Source organism: Serratia sp. SSNIH1, assembly GCF_002935055.1.
GTDB classification, from domain to species: Bacteria; Pseudomonadota; Gammaproteobacteria; order Enterobacterales; family Enterobacteriaceae; genus Serratia; species Serratia nevei.
In genome coordinates this window covers 3,591,016-3,614,369 of the sequence record NZ_CP026383.1, presented here as the reverse complement: position 1 = coordinate 3,614,369, position 23,354 = coordinate 3,591,016, and the positions used below count along the sequence as shown (strand labels likewise).

17 protein-coding genes and 5 pseudogenes are annotated in these 23,354 nt (G+C 57.6%); 14 read left to right on the top strand and 8 right to left on the bottom strand.

The features are described 5' to 3' along the window. Positions 1-254: 254 nt before the first annotated feature. From fliT to fliD, 3 genes are read right to left on the bottom strand one after another with little or no spacing between them, the layout of a single operon-like run. Positions 255-623, bottom strand: coding sequence for a flagella biosynthesis regulatory protein FliT (gene fliT / locus C3F38_RS17485; protein WP_038876898.1), 369 nt, complete (start codon positions 621-623; stop codon positions 255-257). After that, entirely contained in the window at positions 623-1,033 is a 411-nt protein-coding gene (gene fliS, locus C3F38_RS17480; protein ID WP_038876901.1) for a flagellar export chaperone FliS, read from the bottom strand. Before fliS ends, fliT begins: the two co-directional genes overlap by 1 nt. Positions 1,034-1,059: 26 nt before the next feature. After that, a complete protein-coding gene (gene fliD / locus C3F38_RS17475; RefSeq protein ID WP_047730475.1) occupies positions 1,060-2,460 on the bottom strand; it encodes a flagellar filament capping protein FliD in 1,401 nt (466 codons plus the stop codon). 281 nt (positions 2,461-2,741) lie between these two features. On the opposite strand from fliD, the gene C3F38_RS17465 reads away from it, so the two are divergent. The 7 genes from C3F38_RS17465 (at position 2,742) to tcyN (ending at position 8,779) form a co-directional block, all read left to right on the top strand. Continuing rightward, positions 2,742-3,857 (top strand): flagellin FliC, encoded by a 1,116-nt coding sequence (locus tag C3F38_RS17465; RefSeq protein WP_055316326.1) that lies wholly within the window; start codon positions 2,742-2,744, stop codon positions 3,855-3,857. Positions 3,858-4,039: 182 nt separating this feature from the next. After that, the gene (locus C3F38_RS17460; protein WP_004934752.1) at positions 4,040-4,762 is read left to right on the top strand and encodes an RNA polymerase sigma factor FliA; all 723 of its coding nucleotides are present in this window, start codon (positions 4,040-4,042) and stop codon (positions 4,760-4,762) included. 55 nt (positions 4,763-4,817) lie between these two features. Further along, entirely contained in the window at positions 4,818-5,327 is a 510-nt protein-coding gene (gene fliZ / locus C3F38_RS17455) for a flagella biosynthesis regulatory protein FliZ (RefSeq protein WP_025303240.1), read from the top strand. A 125-nt stretch (positions 5,328-5,452) separates the two neighbouring features. Beyond that, a complete protein-coding gene (locus tag C3F38_RS17450) occupies positions 5,453-6,445 on the top strand; it encodes a D-cysteine desulfhydrase (RefSeq protein WP_025303239.1) in 993 nt (330 codons plus the stop codon). 115 nt (positions 6,446-6,560) lie between these two features. Beyond that, on the top strand, positions 6,561-7,361 hold the full coding sequence (tcyJ, locus tag C3F38_RS17445) for a cystine ABC transporter substrate-binding protein (RefSeq protein WP_055312425.1): 801 nt from the start codon (positions 6,561-6,563) through the stop codon (positions 7,359-7,361). Next, the gene (tcyL, locus tag C3F38_RS17440; RefSeq protein ID WP_025303237.1) at positions 7,361-8,023 is read left to right on the top strand and encodes a cystine ABC transporter permease; all 663 of its coding nucleotides are present in this window, start codon (positions 7,361-7,363) and stop codon (positions 8,021-8,023) included. Before tcyJ ends, tcyL begins: the two co-directional genes overlap by 1 nt. A gap of 3 nt (positions 8,024-8,026) precedes the next feature. After that, positions 8,027-8,779, top strand: coding sequence for an L-cystine ABC transporter ATP-binding protein TcyN (tcyN, locus tag C3F38_RS17435; protein ID WP_038876913.1), 753 nt, complete (start codon positions 8,027-8,029; stop codon positions 8,777-8,779). A 31-nt stretch (positions 8,780-8,810) separates the two neighbouring features. On the opposite strand, the pseudogene C3F38_RS26625 reads toward tcyN, so the two are convergent. Then, positions 8,811-8,903: pseudogene (locus tag C3F38_RS26625) on the bottom strand (type II toxin-antitoxin system HicB family antitoxin); the annotation flags it as partial. A gap of 214 nt (positions 8,904-9,117) precedes the next feature. Further along, positions 9,118-13,089, bottom strand: a complete 3,972-nt coding sequence (gene putA, locus C3F38_RS17430) for a trifunctional transcriptional regulator/proline dehydrogenase/L-glutamate gamma-semialdehyde dehydrogenase (RefSeq protein ID WP_055312424.1) — start codon at positions 13,087-13,089, stop codon at positions 9,118-9,120. Positions 13,090-13,660: 571 nt separating this feature from the next. Here putA and putP point away from each other — a divergent pair. The 5 genes from putP (at position 13,661) to phoH (ending at position 20,208) form a co-directional block, all read left to right on the top strand. Continuing rightward, the gene (putP, locus tag C3F38_RS17425; RefSeq protein WP_038876917.1) at positions 13,661-15,145 is read left to right on the top strand and encodes a sodium/proline symporter PutP; all 1,485 of its coding nucleotides are present in this window, start codon (positions 13,661-13,663) and stop codon (positions 15,143-15,145) included. Positions 15,146-15,389: 244 nt separating this feature from the next. Further along, the gene (gene efeU, locus C3F38_RS17420) at positions 15,390-16,235 is read left to right on the top strand and encodes an iron uptake transporter permease EfeU (RefSeq protein WP_047730478.1); all 846 of its coding nucleotides are present in this window, start codon (positions 15,390-15,392) and stop codon (positions 16,233-16,235) included. Positions 16,236-16,255: 20 nt separating this feature from the next. Beyond that, complete coding sequence (gene efeO / locus C3F38_RS17415) at positions 16,256-17,392, top strand: iron uptake system protein EfeO (protein ID WP_047730479.1); 1,137 nt, start codon at positions 16,256-16,258, stop codon at positions 17,390-17,392. Between the two features lie 11 nt (positions 17,393-17,403). Next, on the top strand, positions 17,404-18,702 hold the full coding sequence (gene efeB / locus C3F38_RS17410) for an iron uptake transporter deferrochelatase/peroxidase subunit (protein WP_047730480.1): 1,299 nt from the start codon (positions 17,404-17,406) through the stop codon (positions 18,700-18,702). A gap of 717 nt (positions 18,703-19,419) precedes the next feature. After that, positions 19,420-20,208 carry a phosphate starvation-inducible protein PhoH gene (gene phoH, locus C3F38_RS17405; RefSeq protein ID WP_015378226.1) on the top strand — a complete coding sequence of 263 codons (789 nt, stop codon included), beginning with the start codon at positions 19,420-19,422 and terminating at the stop codon, positions 20,206-20,208. 144 nt (positions 20,209-20,352) lie between these two features. Here the strand turns inward: phoH and C3F38_RS17400 are convergent. Further along, positions 20,353-20,544: pseudogene (locus C3F38_RS17400) on the bottom strand (tyrosine-type recombinase/integrase); the annotation flags it as partial. A gap of 73 nt (positions 20,545-20,617) precedes the next feature. Here C3F38_RS17400 and C3F38_RS17390 point away from each other — a divergent pair. Beyond that, positions 20,618-21,036, top strand: a pseudogene (locus C3F38_RS17390) (transposase); the annotation flags it as partial. On the opposite strand, the pseudogene C3F38_RS17385 reads toward C3F38_RS17390, so the two are convergent. Both C3F38_RS17385 and C3F38_RS17380 read right to left on the bottom strand, forming a co-directional pair. After that, a pseudogene (locus tag C3F38_RS17385) lies at positions 21,027-21,263 on the bottom strand (Presumed portal vertex protein); the annotation flags it as partial. The pseudogenes C3F38_RS17390 and C3F38_RS17385 overlap by 10 nt on opposite strands. Then, positions 21,260-21,913 (bottom strand): annotated as a pseudogene (locus tag C3F38_RS17380) (oxidoreductase); the annotation flags it as partial. The pseudogenes C3F38_RS17380 and C3F38_RS17385, both read right to left, overlap by 4 nt. Positions 21,914-22,163: 250 nt before the next feature. Here C3F38_RS17380 and C3F38_RS17375 point away from each other — a divergent pair. Then, the gene (locus C3F38_RS17375) at positions 22,164-23,354 is read left to right on the top strand and encodes an MFS transporter (protein ID WP_055316322.1); all 1,191 of its coding nucleotides are present in this window, start codon (positions 22,164-22,166) and stop codon (positions 23,352-23,354) included.

Here is a 23,354-nt window from a genome sequence, read left to right as displayed (position 1 = left end):
TGGAGCAACATTTTTCCATGGGCTGTGAAACACAGCGGCGTGTTTTATCTATCAAAAATCAATTTCCTGCTGAACAGAAAACGTCCGTGTCGGGATGATGCTTATCCATTAAAGTGAGAGCCAGGCTCGAAGTGCGCATTTTACCAATTACCCATAAACTGAATAATTCAAATGCCATAGATTAATATCCTAACGTAACCCGAGAGTAATAGCGCATGATGCTATTTAATCCATTTTCGTCAGTATTGTCGATCTTATCGGACCTGTGGTTCCCCCAGCAACAGCGCGCGGTCATGAAACTGGCCGTAGGTATTGTTGACCACGTTCTGGCGCGTGGACTGCTCGATCAGCGTTTTCAGCTCATCCATGCGCTGCTGTAACAGACGCTTGAGCTCGGTTTCGTTGTCGAGGATCTGTTGCAGCTTATTGCGCAGCATCTCCTGCAAGGCCATAGACGGGCCGGCTTGCCCGGTAAAGGCGGCGGTTTTTTCCACCGCCGTCACGTAGGCGAATTCGAGTTCGACGAGCTCTTCCCAGCGCCCGGTTTGCGCCAGCGCGATCATCTGGCTGCTCAGGCTGTAAATTTGTTGATAAGCGGCTAACAGCTGCTGTTGACGTTCCATTACACGGCGTCCTGCGAAGGTTGGTAGTTGGGGCCGATCTGGCGCCATGCGTCGGCGATGTTCTCCAGCAGTTTGACCACTTCGGCGATCGCCGCCTCGTCGTTATGCAGGTTGGCCTGCATTAACCGACGCTTCATGTAGTCGTACAACGCCGCCAGGTTTTCGGCGATCTCGCCGCCCTGCTGAGGGTCCAGGCCGCCTTTCAGGCCGTTGTCGATGATGTTGATGGCTTTGGACAGCGCCAGGCCTTTGCCGGCGATATCGCCCTGGTTCATCAGGATGCGTGCGCGAAGCAGGGCGCTGAGCGCCCCGTCGAACAACATCACGATTAACTGGTGCGGGCTGGCGCTCATGGCGCCGCTTTCCAGACTGACCTGTGCATAGGCCTGAGTGCCGCTACGGTTATACATGCTGTTTTCTTTGCCTTGTTAAAGGGTTATTTGAACTGTTGAGCCAAATAGTTACTGGTGCCGTTCATTTTCGACATCATGGTATCCAGCTGAACGAACTGTTGTTTATAACGATCGATGGTGTTTTGAATGCTGGCCGTGACCGTGGTGATCTGGCTGTTCAGGCGATCGAGGTTAGTGTTGATGCTTTTGGTCGAGTTCTCGATGATGCCGCCGGATTTGATGTAGCTCTGGATCTCGTTGTGGATCTCGGTGGCCATGCCGGTGTCTTTGCCGTTACCGACGAAGAAGTTGCTGACCTGATCCGGCTTTTCATCCATCGCTTTCTTCAGCTTGGCGCTGTCGATTTCCAGCTTGCCGGTTTTGGTGTTGGTAGAGATGCCGAGGTTGCCCAGACCTTTTAATTCCGGATTGTCTTGGGCGGCGCTCAGCGCGCTTTTGATCGACGACTGAATGCCGCGCAGGGTGTTGTCGCCCAGCAGCGGGCCGTTGGTTGGGTTTGGCGCTTCGCCGGTTTTCACCGGGGTGAACTTGGACAACGCGTTGAAGGTGTCCAGCAGCGAGTTATAGCTGTCGACCCACTCTTTGATCTTGTCGGTGGTGCCGGCGGTGTTGGTGCTGATCACCAGGTGTTGCGGTTCATTGGTTTTGGTTTTGGTTTTCAGATCGATGGTGACGCCCTGCAGGGCATCGCTGATCGAGTTGGTGCTGCGTTTGATGGCCGTGCCGTTCACCATCAGCTCCGCGTCCTGCGGCGCGACCGTCTGCTTCATGGCGGTGGTGGTGCCGCGGGTGGCGGTGTAGTTCAGGATATCGCCCAGTTTGTCGTCGTTGTCGACCTGGAGGGAAATCTTGTTGTTTTCACCAGTGGTGGAGGAACTGATCGCCAGCTGATAGTCGTTGTCGCCGACGCGCATGATGCTGGCGGTGACGCCGGCCTTGGCGCCGTTGATGGCGTCGCGCAGCTCAACCAGCGAGGTTTGATCGTCGCTCAGCGGGATTTTGGTGGCTTTCGGCGGGTTGCCGGCGGTGATGGTCAGGGAGCGGTCGGTGGCGCCTTCGGTGCCTAACTTGGCGCCCTGGTCGCTGACTTTCGCCTGAGTGGTCAGGGTTTCTGCCTGCGCCAGGTTCTTCACTTCCACCACATAGTTGCCCGGCACCGCCTTGGCGTTGGTGGTGATCTTGAAGGCGTCGTGTTCGGTGGCGGTGGTGGCCTTGAAGAAGTCCTCTTTCGCCATCTCTTTGCTGAGGTTGTCGAACTTTTCCAACGCGCCCTTCAGCGTGCCGTAACCGGTCAACTGGGCTTTATAGCTGGATTGTTTGGTGGTGTAAGGGGTCAGGCGCTGTTGTTCCGCTTTGGTCAGCTTATCCAGCAAGCCGTTGAGGTCGAGTCCTGAGCCGAGACCTAATGAACTGATCGTTGCCATGAGTAATTCTCCTTGATTATGACTTTATTCGCTTTACGCGTTATCGGCCCAGTGATGAAAAAGTTTACCGAAAAAAACAAAAAACCGATGGCGCAATAGAAGAGGGAAAAACCGCGTTATTTCCGCCATTGCCGCCGGCGCAAAAAATTTTAAAAAATTGCTAAAGGTTGTTAGGGGAGGGCCGATACCTGAGGGGACGGTGGTTGACGCCGTGGGCAAACAAGCCCGAACCTTTTAACTGTGTTGCGAAGAACGCAACTGACTCGTAAGGAAAGCAAACAATGGCACAAGTAATCAACACTAACAGCCTGTCGCTGATGGCGCAGAACAACCTGAACAAATCTCAGTCTTCTCTGGGCTCTGCGATTGAGCGTCTGTCTTCCGGTCTGCGTATCAACAGCGCGAAAGACGATGCTGCGGGTCAGGCGATCTCCAACCGTTTCACCGCGAACATCAAGGGCCTGACTCAGGCTTCTCGCAACGCCAACGACGGTATCTCCCTGGCGCAGACCACTGAAGGCGCACTGAACGAAGTTAACGACAACCTGCAGAACATTCGTCGTCTGACCGTACAGGCGCAGAACGGTTCCAACTCTTCCAGCGACCTGAAATCCATCCAGGACGAAATCACTCAGCGTCTGTCTGAAATCAACCGTATCTCCGAGCAGACCGATTTCAACGGCGTGAAAGTGCTGAGCAGCGATCAGAAACTGACCATTCAGGTTGGCGCTAACGACGGCGAAACCATCGATATTGACCTGAAAAAAATCGACGCTAAGCAACTGGGTCTGGATACCTTCAACGTGACCGACAAAGGCAACAAAGTTGGTTCTCAGATCGTTGATGGCTCAACCATCAAGTACGATAACGCTGGCACTACCGTTGACGCTACTGTTGTTGCCCCAACCGGTTTAGCTGCCAACGAAAAATTTGTATCTGGTACCGATAAAGACGGAAAGGCTCTGTACATGATTGAGTCTACCGGCACTGACGGTAAGAAGTCTTATACCGAAGCTAAGGCTACATTTACCGCTGCAGTTGCTGGTGACCCAACTGCAACACCTCCAACTGCAGACGTTCCAGCAAAAGTTACCTTCGCTAAGGGGGGCGCAGCTGTAAACATGCCTGATCCACTGGCTACCCTGGACAAAGCGCTGTCTCAGGTTGACTCCCTGCGTTCTTCCCTGGGTGCGGTACAGAACCGTTTCGATTCTGTTATCAAGAACCTGAACAGCACCGTGAACAACCTGTCCGCTTCTCAGTCCCGTATCCAGGATGCTGATTACGCGACCGAAGTGTCCAACATGAGCCGTGCCAACATCCTGCAACAGGCTGGCACCTCTGTTCTGGCACAGGCTAACCAGTCTACTCAGAACGTGCTGTCCCTGCTGCGTTAATCGTCTCTCCCGATTAACTGTCGCAAAGAAACCCCGCTTCGGCGGGGTTTTTTTATGCTCGCGCACCGCGCGGTTATTACATGGCGCAAATAAAGCCCGTTTTGTGCGACTGTTCAGCCGATTGGCATTTCGCCCCCTACGCATAATAGCGCTGACTCTCTTATCCGCAGGTTTAAGACATAGTGAGCGATCTGTATACCGCCGAAGGCGTGATGGACAAAAATTCTCTCTGGCTGCGCTACGTCCCGTTAGTGCGCCACGAGGCGTTGCGCCTGCAGGTCAGGTTGCCCGCCAGCGTGGAGCTTGACGACTTGCTGCAGGCCGGGGGAATCGGGTTATTGAACGCCGTTGAGCGTTATGACGCCCTACAGGGAACCGCCTTTACCACCTATGCGGTGCAACGCATTCGCGGCGCGATGCTCGACGAACTGCGCAGCCGCGACTGGGTGCCGCGCAGCGTGCGGCGCCATGCGCGCGAGGTCGCGCAGGTGATGCGGCAACTGGAACAGCGTTATGGCCGTCCGGCGAGCGAGACGGAAGTGGCGCAGACGCTGAATATCTCGCTGGATGAGTACCGTCAAATTCTGTTGGACACCAATAACAGCCAGCTTTTCTCCTACGACGAATGGCGCGAGGAGCATGGCGAGAACGCGGAACCGATGCTGGAAGGGCATGAAGAGGCCAACCCGCTGCATCACCTGTTGGAAGGCAGCCTGCGCCAGCGGGTGATCGACGCCATCGAGGCGTTGCCGGAGCGCGAAAAAATGGTGCTGACGCTGTATTACCAGGAAGAGTTGAATCTCAAAGAGATCGGCGCCGTGCTGGACGTCGGGGAATCCCGCGTCAGCCAATTGCACAGTCAGGCGATCAAACGGCTGCGCGCGCGGCTGGCGAACGATACCTGACGGCGGCCTACCGCCCCTCAACTCGATGACTCATGCGACAATCGGACTGCCCTTTATGCCAGGAATACTGTTGAAGAAACGGCCGCTTAGCCGTTACCTGAAAGACTACAAGCACAGCCAGACCCATTGCTCCCAGTGCGGCAAACTGTTGGACCGCATGGCGCTGGTGTTTCGCGGCAAGATTATCAATAAAGAAGCCATCGCGCGCATGGATCAGCCGATCGACGATGCGGTCTGGCAAAACGTGCAGCACGAGCTGACCGCGCTGTGCCGCTTCTGCAGCGAGATCTCCTGCAACAGCCACCCCAGCTATTTCGACATCATGGCGTTCAAACAGTATCTGTTCGAGCAGACCGAGATGAGCCACAGCACCATCCGTGAGTATGTGGTGCGGCTGCGCCGGCTGGACGAAATGCTGGTGGCGCGCAACTACCCGGCGGACAAGTTCGCCAGCAGCGCCAGCCATCAGCGCATCATCGACGATCTGCCTACCGCGGCGCACAACAACTACCGCATTGCGCTGCGCAAATACGATCAGTATCTCGCCTGGCAGCGCAGTTACTGAGACTTTTCCCCGGCCGTTGGGCCGGGGCCTGCTGTTTCCCCCGTGATAAAGGATGATTATTCAGTTCACATCTGATAAATCTATCGCTTATCTGATGTCGATATTCGATTCCCTGGGGGGAAGTAGTGAACCTGCAACAACAACTGGCGCAATTCCCGCGTCTGGATCTGGTTGGCACCGCCACACCGCTCGAAAAGCTGTCCCGTCTCTCCGACTACCTCGGCCGCGAAATCTACCTTAAACGTGACGATGTCACTCCTATGGCCATGGGCGGCAACAAGCTGAGAAAGCTTGAGTTTTTGGCCGCCGACGCGCTGCGTCAAGGTGCCGATACGCTGGTCACCGCCGGCGCCATTCAATCCAACCACGTGCGCCAGACGGCGGCGGTGGCGGCGAAACTGGGCCTGCACTGCGTCGCGCTGCTGGAAAACCCTATCGATACCCGCGCGGAAAACTACCTGACCAACGGCAACCGCCTGTTGCTCGGCCTGTTCAACGCCGAGGTGGTGATGTGCGAAGCGCTGCACGATCCGCAGCAGCAGCTGGCGGAACTGGCGACGCGCCTTGAGGCGCAGGGCTTTCGCCCTTACGTGGTGCCGGTGGGCGGCTCCAATGCTCTGGGCGCGCTGGGATACGTGCAGTGCGCATTGGAAATCGCCGAGCAGAGCCAACGCAGCAATGTGGCGTTCAGTTCGGTGGTGGTGGCGTCCGGCAGCGCCGGCACCCACGCCGGGCTGGCGGTGGGGCTGCAGCAGCTGCTGCCGGAAACCGAACTGATCGGCGTGACCGTCTCGCGCACCGTGATCGATCAGCTGCCGAAGGTGGAGCAGATCCAGAAAGCTCTGGCCTGTTCGCTGAATATCGACGAACTGGCGCCGATCGCGCTGTGGGACGATTACTTCGCGCCGCAGTACGGCATGCCGAACGAAGAGGGCATGGCGGCGGTGCAGCTGCTGGCGCAGCAAGAGGGCGTATTGCTGGATCCGGTATACACCGGCAAAGCGATGGCCGGTTTGATCGACGGCATTGCCCAGCGGCGCTTCCGCGATGAAGGCCCTATTCTGTTCGTTCACACCGGCGGCGCGCCGGCGCTGTTCGCCTACCATCCGCAGGTGTAAACACCGCTTGTTATTCCATTTTGAACTATATTTATAAAGTTATATTCCTTTATGCGGGCAGTCGCACTGTTAAAGTGCTGATATCAAAAAAGATAAATAACACACAGGGGTGTTTATGATGTTTGCAAAAGTTCGTCGTCAATGGCTGTTGGGCGTGGTGGGCGTCGCGTTGGCCGCCGGTTTGGCGACCCAAACCTACGCTGCCGACAATCTGCTGCAGCAGGTGAAGCAGCGCGGCACGCTGATCGTCGGCCTGGAAGGCACCTATCCGCCGTTCAGCTTCCAGGGGGAAGACGGCAAGCTGGCCGGTTTCGAAGTGGATTTCGCCAACGCGCTGGCGGAACACCTGGGCGTGAAAGCCAAGCTGAACCCGACCAAGTGGGACGGCATGCTGGCTTCGCTGGATTCGAAGCGCATCGACGTGGTCATCAACCAGGTGACGCTCTCCGATGAGCGCAAGAAGAAATATGACTTCTCCACCCCTTACACCGTTTCCGGTATTCAGGCGCTGGTGAAAAAAGGCAACGAAGGCACCATCACCAAGCCGGAAGACCTGAAGGGCAAGAAGGTCGGCGTTGGCCTGGGCACCAACTATGAGCAATGGCTGCGCGCGAACGTGCAGGGCGTAGATGTTCGCACCTACGACGACGACCCGACCAAGTATCAGGATCTGCGCGTTGGCCGCATTAACGCCATTCTGGTGGATCGCCTGGCGGCGCTGGATCTGGTGAAGAAAACCGGCGATACGCTGGCGGTAGCCGGCCCGGCGTTCTCTCGTCAGGAGTCCGGCGTGGCGCTGCGCAAGAACAACCCAGAGCTGCTGGCCGCGATTGACCAGGCGATCGCCGAGATGCAAAAAGACGGCACGCTGGCGAAGATCTCCGAGAAATGGTTTGGCGCGGACGTAACTAAATAATGCACGAAAGTATTCAACTGGCGCTGGATTCAGCGCCATTTTTATTGAAGGGCGCAATACTGACGCTTCAGCTCAGCCTGGGCGGCATGGCGTTGGGGTTGCTGCTCGGTTTTCTGCTGGCGCTGATGCGCCTTTCGCCGCTGTGGCCGCTGTCGTGGCTGTCGCGCATTTACGTGTCGCTGTTCCGCGGCACGCCGTTGATCGCCCAGCTGTTTATGATCTACTACGGTCTGCCGCAGTTCGGCATCGAGTTCGATCCTTTCCCGGCGGCGCTGATTGGCCTGTCGCTCAATACCGCCGCCTACACCTCGGAAACGCTGCGTGCGGCGATTTCGTCGATCGACAAAGGGCAGTGGGAAGCCGCCGCCAGCATCGGCATGACCCGTTGGCAAACCCTGCGCCGAGTGATCCTGCCGCAGGCGGCGCGCACCGCCTTGCCGCCGCTGGGCAACAGCTTCATCGGCCTCGTGAAAGACACCTCGCTGGCCGCCACCATTCAGGTGCCGGAACTGTTCCGTCAGGCGCAGCTGATCACCTCGCGCACGCTGGAAGTGTTCACCATGTACCTGGCGGCATCGCTGATTTACTGGGTGATGGCGACCCTGCTTTCCGCGCTGCAAAACCGTCTGGAAGCCCACGTTAATCGCCAGGATCAGGAGTAGTGCATGAGTGCCATTGAAGTTAAGCAATTGACCAAGCAGTTTAAGGGTCAGACGGTGCTGCATGGGATCGATCTGGCGGTGGACGCCGGCGAAGTGGTGGCGATCATCGGGCCGAGCGGCTCGGGGAAAACCACCTTATTGCGCTGCATTAACCTGCTGGAGGAGCCGGATTCCGGCACCATTCGCGTCGGTGATATCCTGATCGACGGCAGCAAGCCGTTGAGCAAACAGAAAAATCAGGTGCGAGCGCTGCGCCAGCAGGTCGGTTTCGTGTTCCAGAACTTCAACCTGTTCCCGCACCGTTCGGTGTTGGAAAACATCATCGAAGGGCCGGTTATCGTCAAGGGCGAGGCGAAAGCCAGCGCGGAACAGCGGGCTCGCGCGTTGCTGGCCAAGGTGGGGTTGAGCGGCAAGGAGCAGGCGTATCCGCGGCGGCTGTCCGGCGGCCAACAGCAGCGAGTGGCTATTGCGCGCGCGCTGGCGATGCAGCCGGAGGTGATCTTGTTTGATGAGCCGACGTCGGCGCTCGATCCCGAGCTGGTGGGGGAAGTGCTCAATACCATGCGCTCATTGGCGGAAGAGAAACGCACCATGGTGATCGTCACCCATGAGATGAGCTTTGCCCGCGACGTGGCGGACCGAGTTATCTTTATGGACCACGGCCGCATCGTTGAACAGGGCCCGGCCAAAGCGCTGTTCGCCAACCCGCAGCACCAGCGCACTCAGCAATTCCTCGACAAATTCTTGAATCAATAAGACGGCGGGGGGGAGCTTCCCCCGTTCGCATTCACTCCGTTTTCAACAACTCGTTTCGCGCGGCGGCGGCGAGAAACCCGCTGCGGCTACCGTATCCCGGGTGTTGCCGAACCCGAGAGTCAATGTGACGAGTAGCGTTCTGCCACGGTTTGCAAGCAGACTAATTCGTTCTGAGTTCACCCTGTTGTTATCGCCCATGAGGCGCCGCATCCTCGTGCCAGGATAGCAAGACGCTAACGGCTGACCGGGCTGCGGGCAATAAAAAACCCTGCACAAGTGCAGGGTTTACGTAGCAGTGAGCCAATCAGGCGGCCATGCATGGCCGCCTTGACGATGCGTTAACCGATGGTCATCAGGCTGGCGTTACCGCCGGCGGCGGCGGTGTTGACGCTCAGCGAACGCTCGATCAGCAGGCGTTCCAACAGGATGTTGGTTTCACCGTGGGCGAAGCCCTGCACCGAGACGATGGCGCCGCCGCGCTGCGCGATCTGCTCGCACAGGGTGCGCAGCTGGTCGGCATCGCCGTGGTAGATGGCGGCGTCGAACTCGACCTTGTCCTGCTGCCAGTCTTTGCTGAAGGCGATGCGCGCCTGCACATCGTTCGGCAAGCGGCGGAACAGATTGCGCTGCAGTTCCGCTTCCGGCCACAGCGCGCTGCTGCCGACCGCCAGCACGGCGGCCAACTGGATCAGCGCGTCGGCTTCGTTATCCGCCAGGCACAGCACGCGTTCACGCGGCAGCAGGGCATAGGTATTGCGCTCGCCGGTCGGGCCCGGCAGCGGGCGTACGGTGCCGCCCTGGCCCAGTTCCGCATAGCGCTGCGCCAATGCCGCCAGTTCGCCGTGTTGGCTGGTGACCGCCCATTTCTCCAGCGATTGCAGCGCGCCCAACAGCTGCGGCCGCGCCGTGGCTTCCATCGGGCGCTCATCGTCCTGACGGTGCAGCGTACGCTGCAGCGCGTCGTCCGGACGGTTGGCCAGCAGACGGTACAGGTACAGCGGGCCGCCGGCTTTCGGGCCGGTGCCCGACAGGCCTTCGCCGCCGAACGGCTGTACGCCGACCACCGCACCAACCATGTTACGGTTGACATACAGGTTGCCGACCTTGGCGCGTTCGGTCACCCGGGCGATGGTTTCATCGATACGGGTGTGAATGCCCAGCGTCAGGCCATAACCGGCGGCGTTGATCTGATCGACCAGCGCGTCCAGATTGTTGCGCTGGAAGCGCACCACGTGCAGCACCGGGCCAAAGATCTCTTTTTGCAGCTCGTCGAAGCTGTCGAGCTCGATCAGCGTCGGCTTGATGAAGGTGCCGCGCGCCCACTCTTTCTCATCCTGCGCGCTGCCTTTGGCGGCCTGGTACACCTTGCGGCCTTTGGCGCGCATCGCCTGGATGTGGCGTTCGATGCCGGTTTTGGCTTCGGCGTCGATCACCGGGCCCACGTCGGTAGACAGGCGCTCCGGGTTGCCCATGCGGCATTCGGCCATCGCGCCGCGCAGCATTTGCAGCGTGTGCTCGGCCACGTCTTCCTGAATGCACAGGATACGTAGCGCGGAGCAGCGCTGGCCGGCGCTGTCGAAGGCGGAGGCCACCACGTCGGTCACCACCTGTTCGGTCAGGGCGGAGGAGTCGACGATCATGGCGTTCAGGCCGCCGGTTTCGGCGATCAGCGGCGTCGGACGGCCTTGCGGATCCAGACGGCCGGCGATGCTGCGCTGCAGAATGCCGGCGACGTCGGTGGAGCCGGTGAACATCACGCCGCGGACGCGGGCGTCGTTAACCAGCGTTGAGCCGACGGTTTCACCCTGGCCCGGCAGCAGCTGCAGCACGCCTTGTGGAATGCCGGCTTCCAGCAGGATGCGCACTGCCTGCGCGGCTACCAATGGCGTTTGCTCGGCCGGTTTGGCCAGCACGCTGTTGCCCGCCGCCAGCGCCGCGGCGATTTGGCCGGTGAAGATCGCCAGCGGGAAGTTCCACGGGCTGATGCAGACCACTGGGCCCAGCGGACGGTGGCTGTCGTTGGCGAAATCGTCGCGCACCTGGCCGGCGTAGTAGTGCAGGAAGTCCACCGCTTCGCGCACTTCGGCGATGGCGTTGTTGAAGGTTTTACCCGCTTCACGCACCAGAATGCCCAGCAGGCTTTGCAGCTGACTCTCCATCAACTCGGCGGCGCGTTCGAGGATCGCGGCGCGCTCCGTCGGCGGCGTAGCGAACCAGATTGGGCCGGCGGCCGCGGCGGCGTCGAGCGCACGGCTGACTTCGCCTTCGGTGGCTTCACGTACGTAGCCGACCACATCGCCCGGCTCGGCCGGGTTGATCACCGGTTGCTCCACGCCCTGATCCAATTCGGCATCGATGATCGGTTCCGCGCGCCACGGATGGCTGGCGCTGGTGAGCAGGGCGCTGGAGAGCGAGGCCAGACGCTGTTCGTTGGACAGATCCAGACCGCTGGAGTTAGTGCGTTTCTCGCCGTACAGCTCGCGCGGCAGCGGAATGCGCGGATGCGGCAGGCCGATCTGGCCTTCGCTGGCCGCCAGCGCTTCCACGGCGCTGACCGGATCGGCCACCAGCTCGTCGAGCGGCAGGGTGGCATCGGCGATGCGGTTGACGAACGAGGTGTTGGCGCCGTTTTCCAGCAGGCGGCGCACCAGATAAGCCAGCAGCGTTTCATGGGTACCGACCGGCGCATAGATGCGGCAAGGGCGGTTCAGTTTGCCGTCGGCCACTTTACCCACCACCTGCTCGTACAGCGGCTCACCCATACCGTGCAGGCACTGGAACTCATACTGGCCAGGGTAGTAGTTGTTGCCGGCCAGATGATAGATGGCGCTCAGGGTATGGGCGTTGTGGGTCGCGAACTGCGGATAGATCAGGTTCGGCACCGACAGCAGCTTGCGGGCGCAGGCCAGGTAGGAAACGTCGGTATAGACCTTGCGGGTGTAGACCGGGTAGCCTTCCAGGCCGTCCATCTGGGCGCGTTTGATTTCGCTGTCCCAGTAGGCGCCCTTCACCAGACGGATCATCAGACGACGGCGGCTGCGTTGCGCCATGTCGATCACCGCGTCGATGGCGAACGGGCAGCGTTTCTGGTAGGCCTGAATCACGAAGCCGATGCCGTTCCAGCCGGCCAGCTGCGGTTCGAAGCACAGCTTCTCCAGCAGATCGAGCGAGATCTCCAGGCGGTCGGCCTCTTCGGCGTCGATGTTGATGCCGATATCGTACTGGCGTGCCTGCAGGGTCAGCGACAGTAGGCGCGGGTAGAGCTCTTCCATGACGCGTTCGTACTGCGCGCGGCTGTAGCGCGGGTGCAGGGCGGACAGCTTGATGGAGATGCCGGGGCCTTCATAGATGCCACGGCCGTTGGAGGCTTTGCCGATGGCGTGGATCGCCTGCTGGTAGGAAACCAGGTAGGCCTGGGCGTCGGCTTCGGTCAGGGCGGCTTCGCCCAGCATGTCGTAGGAGTAGCGGAAGCCTTTTTCTTCGAGCTTGCGCGCGTTGGCCAGCGCTTCGGCGATGGTTTCGCCGGTCACGAACTGTTCGCCCATCAGGCGCATCGCCATGTCCACGCCTTTGCGGATCAGCGGTTCGCCGCTCTTGCCGATAATGCGGTTCAGCGAACGGGACAGATTGGCTTCGTTATGCGTGGACACCAGCTTGCCGGTGAACAGCAGGCCCCAGGTCGCGGCGTTGACGAACAGCGACGGGCTGCGCCCGAGGTGCGAGTGCCAGTTGCCGTTGCTGATCTTGTCGCGGATCAGGGCATCGCGGGTCGGTTTGTCCGGAATGCGCAGCAGCGCTTCCGCCAGGCACATCAGCGCCACGCCTTCCTGCGAAGAGAGGGAGAACTCTTGCAGCAGGCCTTGCACCATGCCGGCGCGGCCGTTTGCACTTTTTTGGTTACGCAACTTCTCGGCGATGCCATAGGCCATTTTGTGAGTGGCCTGTGCAAGATCGGCGGGTAATCGCGCCTGTTCGAGCAACATCGGCACCGCTTCGGTCTCCGGGCGACGATAAGCGGCGGTGATGGCGGCGCGGGTAACCGACTGCGGCAGAATTTGTTCGGCGAAATCGAGGAATGGCTGGTGTGACTCTTCCTGCGCTTGCGGCATAATGTCGTCCGCTTCAGGCTGGCCCGCAGCGGCCAGCGCTGGAATTTCAGGAATATCGGAACCGCTCTCGAGACGCTCGAGGTAATTAAAGATGGCCTGCTTGATGAGCCAGTGCGGCGTGCGATCGATACGCTGTGCGGCGCTCTTGATCCGGTCGCGTGTTGCCTCGTCGAGTTTCACGCCCATTGTGGTAGTGCCCATGCCAATCCAACTCCTGTGTTTAGAACCTATCCCATCAGGCTAGACAAACAGCAGGCCGGAAAGCCTGTTGGGATAGGTTCGTGAGATGTGTGGTGTCAAGAATGCAGACAATATCCTGCATGTTGCAACTTTGTGCAACCTTGTTAAATCAGGCTGATGAGCGAAGTGTGAGTTTCATCGATTTTTTAACATGGGCAGTTGGCACGAATGTTGCGTTATTGAGCGAATGCGGCGGGGTTTATGCTGCCGCAGACGCTTTACCTTGCGGTATATAAGGGTAATAACCAGGTGCAACTCATTTTGCTTGTCGTGAGTGCAACCTTTGGGCCCGGTAAATGTGACGCAGGGTAAACTTTGTGTAACTTTGTTGTTAAATATCTTGTTGGTTGATGAAAGGCTCATCTAGGATAACCGACGGTCAACAATTACGGGCAGAAACTATTTTACCTGCACTTGCTCGCAGGCTGCGCCACGTTCCGGCGCGGCGGCCAGTGAAATGCATTGCGCGTGGGTTTACCGGCGCCGGCTTGGCCGGAGCGAAACGCGAATAATAATGAAAGTGGAGAATTAAATGACAATGAGCACACCTATGCTGGTGACCTTCCTGGTGTACATTTTCGGGATGGTGCTGATCGGCCTGCTTGCCTACCGGGCAACCAACAACTTTGATGACTATATTCTCGGCGGCCGCAGTTTGGGCAGCGTGGTGACCGCGCTGTCCGCCGGCGCTTCCGACATGAGCGGCTGGTTGCTGATGGGCCTGCCGGGCGCCATCTTCCTCTCCGGCATCTCCGAAAGCTGGATCGCTATCGGCCTGACCATCGGCGCTTACCTGAACTGGAAGCTGGTGGCAGGAAGGCTGCGCGTACATACCGAAGCCAACAACAACGCCCTGACGTTGCCGGATTATTTCACCAGCCGCTTTGAAGACAACAGCAAGCTGCTGCGCGTGATCTCGGCCATCGTCATCCTGGTGTTCTTCACCATTTACTGCGCCTCCGGCATCGTAGCCGGCGCGCGCCTGTTCGAAAGCACCTTCGGCATGAGCTACGAAACCGCCCTGTGGGCCGGCGCCGCGGCGACCATCCTCTACACCTTTATCGGCGGTTTCCTGGCGGTAAGCTGGACCGATACCGTGCAGGCCAGCCTGATGATTTTCGCGCTGATCCTGACGCCGGTGATCGTCATCTTCGCCGTTGGCGGCATCGATACTTCGATGCTGGTGATCCAGGCGCAAAACCCGGCTAACCTCGACATGCTGAAAGGGCTGAACTTCGTCGCCATCCTGTCGCTGCTGGGGTGGGGCCTGGGCTACTTCGGCCAGCCGCACATCCTGGCGCGTTTCATGGCGGCGGATTCTCACCGCACCATCCGCAGCGCGCGTCGCATCAGCATGACCTGGATGATCCTGTGCCTGGCCGGCACCATCGCCGTCGGTTTCTTCGGTATTGCTTACTTCGCCAACAACCCGGGTCAAGCCGGTAACGTGTCGCAGAACGGGGAGCGTGTGTTCATCGAACTGGCGATGCTGCTGTTCAACCCATGGGTAGCGGGCGTGCTGCTGTCGGCGATTCTGGCGGCGGTCATGAGTACCCTGAGCTGCCAGCTGCTGGTGTGCTCCAGCGCGATCACCGAAGACCTGTACAAGGCGTTCCTGCGTAAAGGCGCCAGCCAGCGCGAGCTGGTGTGGGTCGGCCGCGTGATGGTGCTGGTGGTGGCGTTGATCGCCATCGCGCTGGCGGCCAACCCGGAGAACCGCGTGCTGGGCCTGGTGAGCTACGCCTGGGCCGGTTTCGGCGCCGCCTTCGGTCCGGTGGTGCTGATTTCGGTGATGTGGTCGCGCATGACCCGCAACGGCGCGTTGGCCGGCATGCTGGTCGGTGCGGTGACGGTGATCGTCTGGAAACAGTACGAATGGCTGGGGCTGTATGAAATCATCCCGGGCTTCATCCTGGGCTGCCTCGCCATCGTGGTGGTGAGCCTGATGGGCCGCCAGCCTTCCGCCACCATGACCGAGCGTTTCGATCAGGCGGAAGCCGAGTACAAAACGGTGTAACGTCGTTCGATGTCAGTCGGTAAGGGGCGCGCAGAGCGCCCCTTTTTTTGCCTGCCGATCGCCGTCATCCGGCTGTAACACCTGGCGACATTTGATTAGAAAAAATCACCGTCATGCCTCTTGTATTTATTCTTGGCAGAATGATAATCACTCTCGTTGGTTTTTACGTTTCTTTACATAGTCGCCGCGGCTCATTTTGCAACCACCGTCTCTGCCGCCGCGGTCTTTTCAGGGGTGATTATTTATGTTCGTTCCCTTTCTTATCATGTTCCGTGAGGGGCTGGAGGCCGCGCTGATCGTCAGCCTGATCGCCAGCTACCTGAAGCGCACGCAGCGCAGCCAATGGCTGGGCGCGGTGTGGATCGGCGTGATTGTCGCTGCGGCGCTGTGTCTGGCGCTCGGTATCTTCATCAATGAAACCACCGGCGAGTTCCCGCAGAAGCAGCAGGAGCTGTTCGAGGGGATCGTGGCGGTGGTGGCGGTGGGGATCCTCACCTATATGGTGTTCTGGATGCGTAAGGTGTCCAAGTCGGTCAAGATGCATCTGGAAGGGGCGATCGATCAGGCGCTCAGCGCCGGTAAAGGGCAGGGTTGGGCGCTGGTGGCGATGGTGTTCTTCGCCGTAGCGCGCGAAGGGCTGGAGTCGGTGTTCTTCCTGTTGGCGGCATTCCAGCAAGACGTGGGCGCCGCGGCGCCGATCGGCGCGGTGCTCGGCCTGGTGGCCGCCATCGTGCTGGGCATGATGATTTATTGGGGCGGGGTGAAGCTGCACCTGGCCAAGTTTTTCAAATGGACCAGCCTGTTCATTCTGTTCGTCGCCGCCGGCCTGGCCGCCGGGGCGATCCGCGCCTTCCACGAAGCCGGCCTGTGGAACCACTTCCAGGACATCGCCTTCGATTTCAGCAGTACACTATCGACCCATTCGCTGTTCGGCACCCTGCTGGAAGGCATTCTCGGTTATCAGGAAGCGCCGACGGTCAGCGAAGTGGCCGTCTATTTCCTGTATCTGATCCCGGCGCTGATTTTCTTTTTCCTGCCGCAGCGCGCGGAGCCGGCAGCGGCCCCGGCGCAACGTAAAATCAATCATTAATGTTTAATAGGGAATCTCGTATGTCTACTCCGTTATTTCGCCGCAAGGCGTTGCACGCAGCATTACTGGCTATCCCGGCGTTTGCGCTGAGCATCGACGCGTTGGCGGCGGACGTGCCGCAGGTCAAGGTCACGGTCAACGACAAGCAGTGCGAACCGATGCAGCTGACGGTGCCGGCCGGCAAGACGCAGTTTGTGGTGCATAACACCAGCCAGAAAAACGTCGAATGGGAAATCCTGAAAGGGGTGATGGTGGTGGAAGAGCGCGAAAACATCGCGCCGGGCTTCACCCAGAAAATGACCGCCACGCTGGAAGCGGGCGAATACGACATGACCTGCGGGCTGCTGAGCAACCCGAAAGGTAAACTGACCGTCACCGCGGCAACCAACGGCGCCACCGACGGCAAACCGAACGCGCTGGATCTGGTTGGCCCGATCGCCGAATACAAGGTCTACGTCATCAAAGAAGTCGACGGGCTGGTGAAACAGACCAAGCTGTTCACCGACGCGGTGAAGGCCGGCAACGTGGAGCAAGCGCGCAAGCTGTACGCGCCGACCCGCCAGCACTATGAGCGCATCGAGCCGATCGCCGAGCTGTTCTCCGATCTGGACGGCAGCATCGACGCCCGTGAAGACGACTACGAGAAGAAATCGGCGGATCCGAACTTTACCGGCTTCCACCGTCTGGAGAAGGCGCTGTTTGCCGACAACTCGACCAAAGACATGGGCAAATATGCCGATCGTCTGTATCACGACACCGTTGAACTGCAAAAACGCGTGGGTGAACTGACCTTCCCGCCGAGCAAGGTGGTGGGCGGCGCAGCCGGGCTGATCGAAGAAGTGGCGGCCAGTAAGATCAGCGGTGAAGAAGACCGTTACAGCCGCACCGACCTGTGGGATTTCCAGGCCAACGTCGACGGCGCGCAGAAGATCGTCAACCTGCTGCGCCCGCTGTTGGTTAAGGCCAACAAGCCGCTGCTGGACAAGATCGACGCCAACTTCAAAACCGTCGACACCATTTTGGCGAAGTACCAAACCAAAGAGGGGTATGAGTCCTATGAGAAGCTGACCGATGCCGACCGCAATGCGTTGAAAGGGCCGATCACCACGCTGGCGGAAGACCTTTCCCAACTGCGCGGCGTATTGGGTCTGGACTGAGGCATACGGTTATGAGCAACAAGGCAGGCCCGAATAACGGGCCTCACCCGCACTCTCAGGAGGCGGCATCCCCTTCACGCCGCCGTTTGCTGCAGGGGCTGGGGCTGAGCGCGCTGGCACTGGGCGGCAGCCGCCTGGTGCAGGCGGCGGACAAAGCGGCAGAGCCGTTGGCGGCGCCGCAGGATGAGCGCTGGCAGAAACAGCCGTTTTATGGCCGCCATCAGGCCGGGGTGCTGACCCCGCAACAGGCGGCGATGATGCTGGTGGCGTTCGACGTGCTGGCGACCAGCAAAGCGGATCTGGAGCGCCTGTTCCGGCTGCTGACCGACCGCATCGCGTTCCTGACCCACGGCGGCAAGGCGCCGGAGGTGGACGCCAAATTGCCGCCGCTCGATTCGGGGATCATGGGGCCGGAGATTTACCCGGACAACCTGACCATCACCGTCTCGGTCGGCGCATCGCTGTTCGACGAACGCTTTGGCCTGCAGGCGCAAAAGCCGCTGCGGTTGCAGAAAATGACCCGCTTCCCCAACGATGCGCTGGACGCCGGGCTTTGCCACGGCGATCTGCTGCTGCAGATCTGCGCCAACACCAATGAAACGGTGATTCACGCACTGCGCGACATCATCAAGCATTCGCCGGATCTGCTCAGCGTGCGCTGGAAGCGCGAAGGGTTTATCTCCGCGCATGCGGCGCGCAGCAAAGGCAAAGAGACGCCGATCAACCTGCTGGGCTTCAAAGACGGCACCGCCAACCCGAAAACCGACGACAAACCGCTGATGGATAAGGTGGTGTGGGTCGGCGACAACGTCGGCGAGCCGGCGTGGACGGCGGGCGGCAGCTACCAGGCAGCGCGTATTATTCGCTTCCGCGTGGAGTTTTGGGATCGCACGCCGCTGCAGGAGCAGGAAACCATTTTCGGCCGCGAAAAGCACAGCGGCGCGCCGCTCGGCATGAAGCATGAACATGACGAGCCGAACTACGCGAACGATCCCGACGGCAAGGTGATCCCGATGGACGCGCACATCCGGTTGGCTAACCCCCGCACGCCGGAAAGCCAAAGCAACCTGATGCTGCGGCGTGGCTACAGCTATTCCCTTGGCGTTTCCAATGCCGGGCAGCTGGAAATGGGGCTGCTGTTCGTCTGCTATCAGGCCGATCTGGAAAAAGGATTCCTGACGGTGCAAAAAAGGCTCAACGGCGAAGCGCTGGAAGAATACATCAAGCCGATCGGCGGCGGGTATTTCTTCGTATTGCCGGGTGTGAAAGAGGGCGGCGACTATTTGGCCAGCGGTCTACTCAAAGCCTGAGCGCGCAATGACGAGGCGGGATCTTCCGCCTCGTTGTACGTTGGCTTGCCTATTGTGCGGGACATTAAGCGACGGAGTTCAATTCAATTCGTCGCCTGCGGATTAAAAAATCTGAAGGGCCCGTCGACTTTGGGTTGTGCAAATTTTAATCAGTAAACCAAAGTGTCATTCGCGCTTTTTAATTATAATTTATTGATATTTATAGGGTAAAAATTTTTCTGGAATGACGTGCCGAGCGTGATATAGTGTTTTTGCGCTAACTGAAAACAAAAGATATAAAATTTTTTTACATTTTAGTAACGCGACAGGATTGAATGTCATTATACTGTAATCATCTGGCGGTAGTTTTCACACGGTGCACAGCTTGAAGCTGTAAATATCACTGCGGGGATCGCTAATGGTAAAGTCCTTGGTTGGGCTGGAAAGAAAAAATAACACATCTCCCCTGATTTCTCGTTGTAACGAGGGTTCTCTCTCCGACTCTCTTTTACCGGCAACCCCGCACTCTTATCGCTATCGAATCTCATCACTTTTTATTCCACGTTTATTGATGCAGTCCGCGTTGTCCGTGAAGACACGGCGCTTAAGCGTTGCCGTCGATTCACCTTGTCCCTTGGCTCTTATTGGCTCGGAGGAGGCCAAAACCTAATACGTGTGTGAAACATAATCGCGCGGCCTGGCCGTTGCGGTAGGTGAAACAAACTGTAAGGTGCCACTATGGGTAGACAGAAAGCAGTGATCAAAGCACGTCGTGAAGCGAAACGCGTTATTCGTCGTGACGCTCGTAGTCATCGCCAGCTGGAAGAAGAGTCTGTGACCTCGCTGGTGCAAATGGGGGGAGTCGAGTCTATCGGCATGGCGCGAGACAAGCGCGATAGCTCACCCATCGAGGCTAGAACCGAAGCTCAGGGTCATTACTTATCAGCCATAGAGAATAAGCAGCTGATCTTCGCCACCGGCGAAGCCGGCTGTGGCAAAACATTCATCAGCGCCGCCAAGGCGGCGGAGGCGCTGATCCATAAAGAGGTGGATCGGATTATCGTTACCCGTCCTGTTTTGCAGGCGGATGAAGACCTTGGCTTCTTGCCGGGTGATATCTCCGAGAAGTTCGCGCCTTATTTCCGCCCGGTGTATGACATTCTGGTGCGCCGTTTAGGCTCTTCCTTTATGCAGTACTGCCTGCGCCCCGAAATCGGCAAGGTAGAGATTGCGCCGTTCGCTTATATGCGCGGACGCACCTTCGAAAATGCGGTCGTTATCCTGGATGAAGCCCAGAACGTGACCGCCAGCCAGATGAAAATGTTCCTGACCCGCCTGGGAGAAAACGTCACGGTTATCGTTAACGGTGACGTGACCCAGTGCGACTTGCCGCGCGGCGTGAAATCCGGCCTCAGCGACGCGCTGGAACGCTTCGAAGAGGACGAGATGATCGGCGTTATCCGCTTTGAGAAACAGGACTGCGTGCGCTCCGCTTTGTGCCAGCGCACGCTTAACGCTTACAGTTAACCTATCCGCTAATGGAAAGGCCGCTTCGGCGGCCTTTTTCTTGCCTTGAATATCAATATTATCTATATAAAACAGATAGTTAGGTTGCAATGCAGACAGCTATAACCCTCAGGGAACTATCTATGTGTGGACGCGATGTGGACGCTAAACATGGATTTTGCCTCCTGGCGGATTATAGGAAATTGCATCCTGTAGAAAATCTGGTGCAAAGTGAGCGTAGCTCATTGTCTGTTCAATCCGAGCATGGCCAAGTATCCGCTGGAGCGTGATGATATTGCCCCCGTTCATCATGAAATGAGTTGCGAATGTATGGCGTAACGAATGGGATGCTTGCCCATGTGACCTGCTCCCCGTTGATTAATACACCCCGATTTAGTTATGTCTTCATAAGCCACATGAGGACATCCCCATGAAGAAGCGTTTTTCCGACGAACAGATCATCAATATTCTTCGCGAAGCGGAAGCCGGAGTTTCTGCACGTGCGCTCTGCCGTAAGCACGCCATTTCCGATGCCACTTTCTACACCTGGCGCAAGAAGTTTGGTGGCATGGAAGTTCCTGAGGTGAAGCGGCTTAAATCTCTTGAAGAGGAGAGCGCCCGCCTCAAGAAGCTATTTGCCGAAGCCATGCTGGATAAGGAGGCACTTCAGGTGGCTCTGGGGCGAAAGTACTGACGACAGGCCAGAAGCGAGAAGCCGTTGAGTTTATGTGTGATGCGACCGGTCTGTCGCAACGTCGCGCCTGCAGGCTTACAGGTTTGTCCCTGTCGACCTGCCGCTATGAGGCTCAGCGTCCGGTAGCTGATGCGCATTTATCAGGGCGCTTCACGTAAATGGGTGAGCTGTGGTGCACGGCGGCGCGCAGGCTTTTTGCCAGCCCGGAAAAGCTGACGGGCGGCTCAATCCATTTACCGTTACCGACGCATTCCGTGTAATCCAGAATGTCGCGGCGATCCAACACGGCCGACGGCTCACCAAAGGTGAACGCCTGCATTTTCTGGTCCGGCTTGATGGCGGCCAGATTTTCTTTTGCCTTGCGGCGATTGCGTTTGCTCATCGGTTGAAGTCCAGAATGGATTTAGACGGTTGGCCGTTGGCGGCGGTCAGCGGTTCATTTAACAGGGCGTGCATGGTGGCCCACGCGACATCGGCGTGACTGGCTTCTTCGCTGCGGCTCGCTTCGTAGGTCATGCCCCTGCCGCTGGCGGTCATGGTTTTGCGGATGGCCATAAACGATTTGGTGATGTCGGTATACGCGGTGTCGTATTCGAGCCTGCCGCTGCCGCTGCCGCTGCCGCTGCCGATGGTGCTGCCGATGGTGTCTTTCGCCTTCAGTACCATGGCGGTCTTCACCTCGGCGCTGTAGCGGATTTCGCGGGCGGTCGGGTAGAATGCGCGCACCAGTTGGAAAACGCCTTGCCCGATGCCGGTGGCGTCGATACCGATGTATTCCACGTTGTATTTTTCGGTCAGCCTGCGGATGGATTCGGCCTGCGTGGCGAAATCCATGCCTTTCCACTGGTGGCGCTCCAGTATGCGGAATTTGCCGCCGGTGATCATCGGTGGGGCCAGCACCACACAACCGGCGCTGTCGCCGGAGTGCGCCGGGTCATAGCCGACCCACACCGGGCGGTCATCGAAAGGTCGGCTTGCATAGGGGTTAACGTCCGTCCACTCAACCAGACTGTCGACCATGCAGCCCTGCAATTGATTGCATAGATCAATGCGTCGTTATTGATCGGCGCGAACCATCGTCATTCTTTCAAGAATCAACAACTCTCCCAAAATCGTTATCTAGTCTGCCTCCCCCTATACATTGATAGTGGAAACTTACTTACACCGAGTTAATTGTCGCTGAGTAGGCGCTGGCTTCATCTTCACCCACATTGATTTTGTATACCGTTTTGGTATACCATTTTGGTTGGATTTTGAGTGTCGTTGATTTGAGGTGATTTAATTGATTGATAACTACTGGAAAAACAACTTGTTAGTTTGCACTTTAGGTGCTTTTACAACTGTATTTGCAATGACGCTGATGCTGCCTTTCTTGCCTGTATATGTGGAGGAGTTAGGAGTAGTCGGGCACACAAAAGTAGTCCAGTGGTCTGGCATTGCGTTTAGTGCCACGTTTTTTGCAGCAGGTCTTGTTGCACCATTATGGGGATATCTGGGAGATAAATATGGGCGTAAATCTATGCTCGTTAGGGCGAGTTTAGGTATGGCTATCGTAATGTCTCTTATGGGGTTTGCTACGAATATTTGGCAACTAGTTTTTCTACGACTTTTGGCTGGTTTAGCAGGGGGCTATTCATCAGGAGCTACTATATTGATTGCAATACAAACACCTAAGGCTCGTTCTGCGTGGGCTTTAGGCGTTTTAGCATCTGGTGTCATGGCCGGTAATCTTATGGGACCTCTTATCGGTGGGGTAATGCCACCGTTGATTGGTATTCGCCCCACATTTTGGGGGGCAGGTATACTGATTTTTTTATCATTTTTATTAACAGCATTTTATGTAAAAGAAAATCATACAACGGCATTGCTTTCAGATAAAAAGAATGTGATGCATGAGTCTCCTGTAGTGAATCATCGTGTCGTATTTACTATGTTAATTACGGCGTTTTTGCTAATGTTCGCAAACATGTCGATCGAGCCAATTATTACAGTTTATGTTGATAAGCTTGCAAATAATGGGTTAGATACAACATTTATTGCTGGCCTTGTTATGTCGGCAGCGGCTTTGGGAAGTATTTTGTCCGCAGCACAGTTAGGTAAATTGGCAGATCGGATTGGACATGAGAAAGTGATCTCCAGCGCATTATTAGTATCTGGCTTGTTGCTTATTCCACAAGCATTCGTGACCCATGGTTGGCAGCTAATCGCATTGAGGTTTTTAATGGGGTTGGCCCTTGGTGGTCTACTACCTTGTATTACAGCAGTAATCAAGAAGAATGTTAATGATGACAATGCGGGTAAGATATTAGGTTTTTCCGTTTCGGCCCAGTTCTGCGGACAGGTTGTCGGTCCTTTAATGGGAGGGTTTATAGGTGGTTATCAAGGGTTGTCTCCTGTATTTCTATACACTTCAATCATAATGATGTTTGGAGCATATCTTAGTGCCAAGTTGATAAGTAGACATGGTAAATAA

Bases quoted from the DNA above. Each gene is read 5' to 3' on its own strand.
- fliS (WP_038876901.1), bottom strand. From the start codon at position 1,033: ATGTATAACCGTAGCGGCACTCAGGCCTATGCACAGGTCAGTCTGGAA.
- tcyL (WP_025303237.1), top strand. From the start codon at position 7,361: ATGCACGAAAGTATTCAACTGGCGCTGGATTCAGCGCCATTTTTATTG.
- putP (WP_038876917.1), top strand. From the start codon at position 13,661: ATGACAATGAGCACACCTATGCTGGTGACCTTCCTGGTGTACATTTTC.
- fliZ (WP_025303240.1), top strand. From the start codon at position 4,818: ATGCCAGGAATACTGTTGAAGAAACGGCCGCTTAGCCGTTACCTGAAA.
- tcyN (WP_038876913.1), top strand. From the start codon at position 8,027: ATGAGTGCCATTGAAGTTAAGCAATTGACCAAGCAGTTTAAGGGTCAG.
- phoH (WP_015378226.1), top strand. From the start codon at position 19,420: ATGGGTAGACAGAAAGCAGTGATCAAAGCACGTCGTGAAGCGAAACGC.
- putA (WP_055312424.1), bottom strand. From the start codon at position 13,089: ATGGGCACTACCACAATGGGCGTGAAACTCGACGAGGCAACACGCGAC.
- fliT (WP_038876898.1), bottom strand. From the start codon at position 623: ATGGAACGTCAACAGCAGCTGTTAGCCGCTTATCAACAAATTTACAGC.
- C3F38_RS17465 (WP_055316326.1), top strand. From the start codon at position 2,742: ATGGCACAAGTAATCAACACTAACAGCCTGTCGCTGATGGCGCAGAAC.
- efeU (WP_047730478.1), top strand. From the start codon at position 15,390: ATGTTCGTTCCCTTTCTTATCATGTTCCGTGAGGGGCTGGAGGCCGCG.
- tcyJ (WP_055312425.1), top strand. From the start codon at position 6,561: ATGATGTTTGCAAAAGTTCGTCGTCAATGGCTGTTGGGCGTGGTGGGC.
- efeO (WP_047730479.1), top strand. From the start codon at position 16,256: ATGTCTACTCCGTTATTTCGCCGCAAGGCGTTGCACGCAGCATTACTG.
- fliD (WP_047730475.1), bottom strand. From the start codon at position 2,460: ATGGCAACGATCAGTTCATTAGGTCTCGGCTCAGGACTCGACCTCAAC.
- efeB (WP_047730480.1), top strand. From the start codon at position 17,404: ATGAGCAACAAGGCAGGCCCGAATAACGGGCCTCACCCGCACTCTCAG.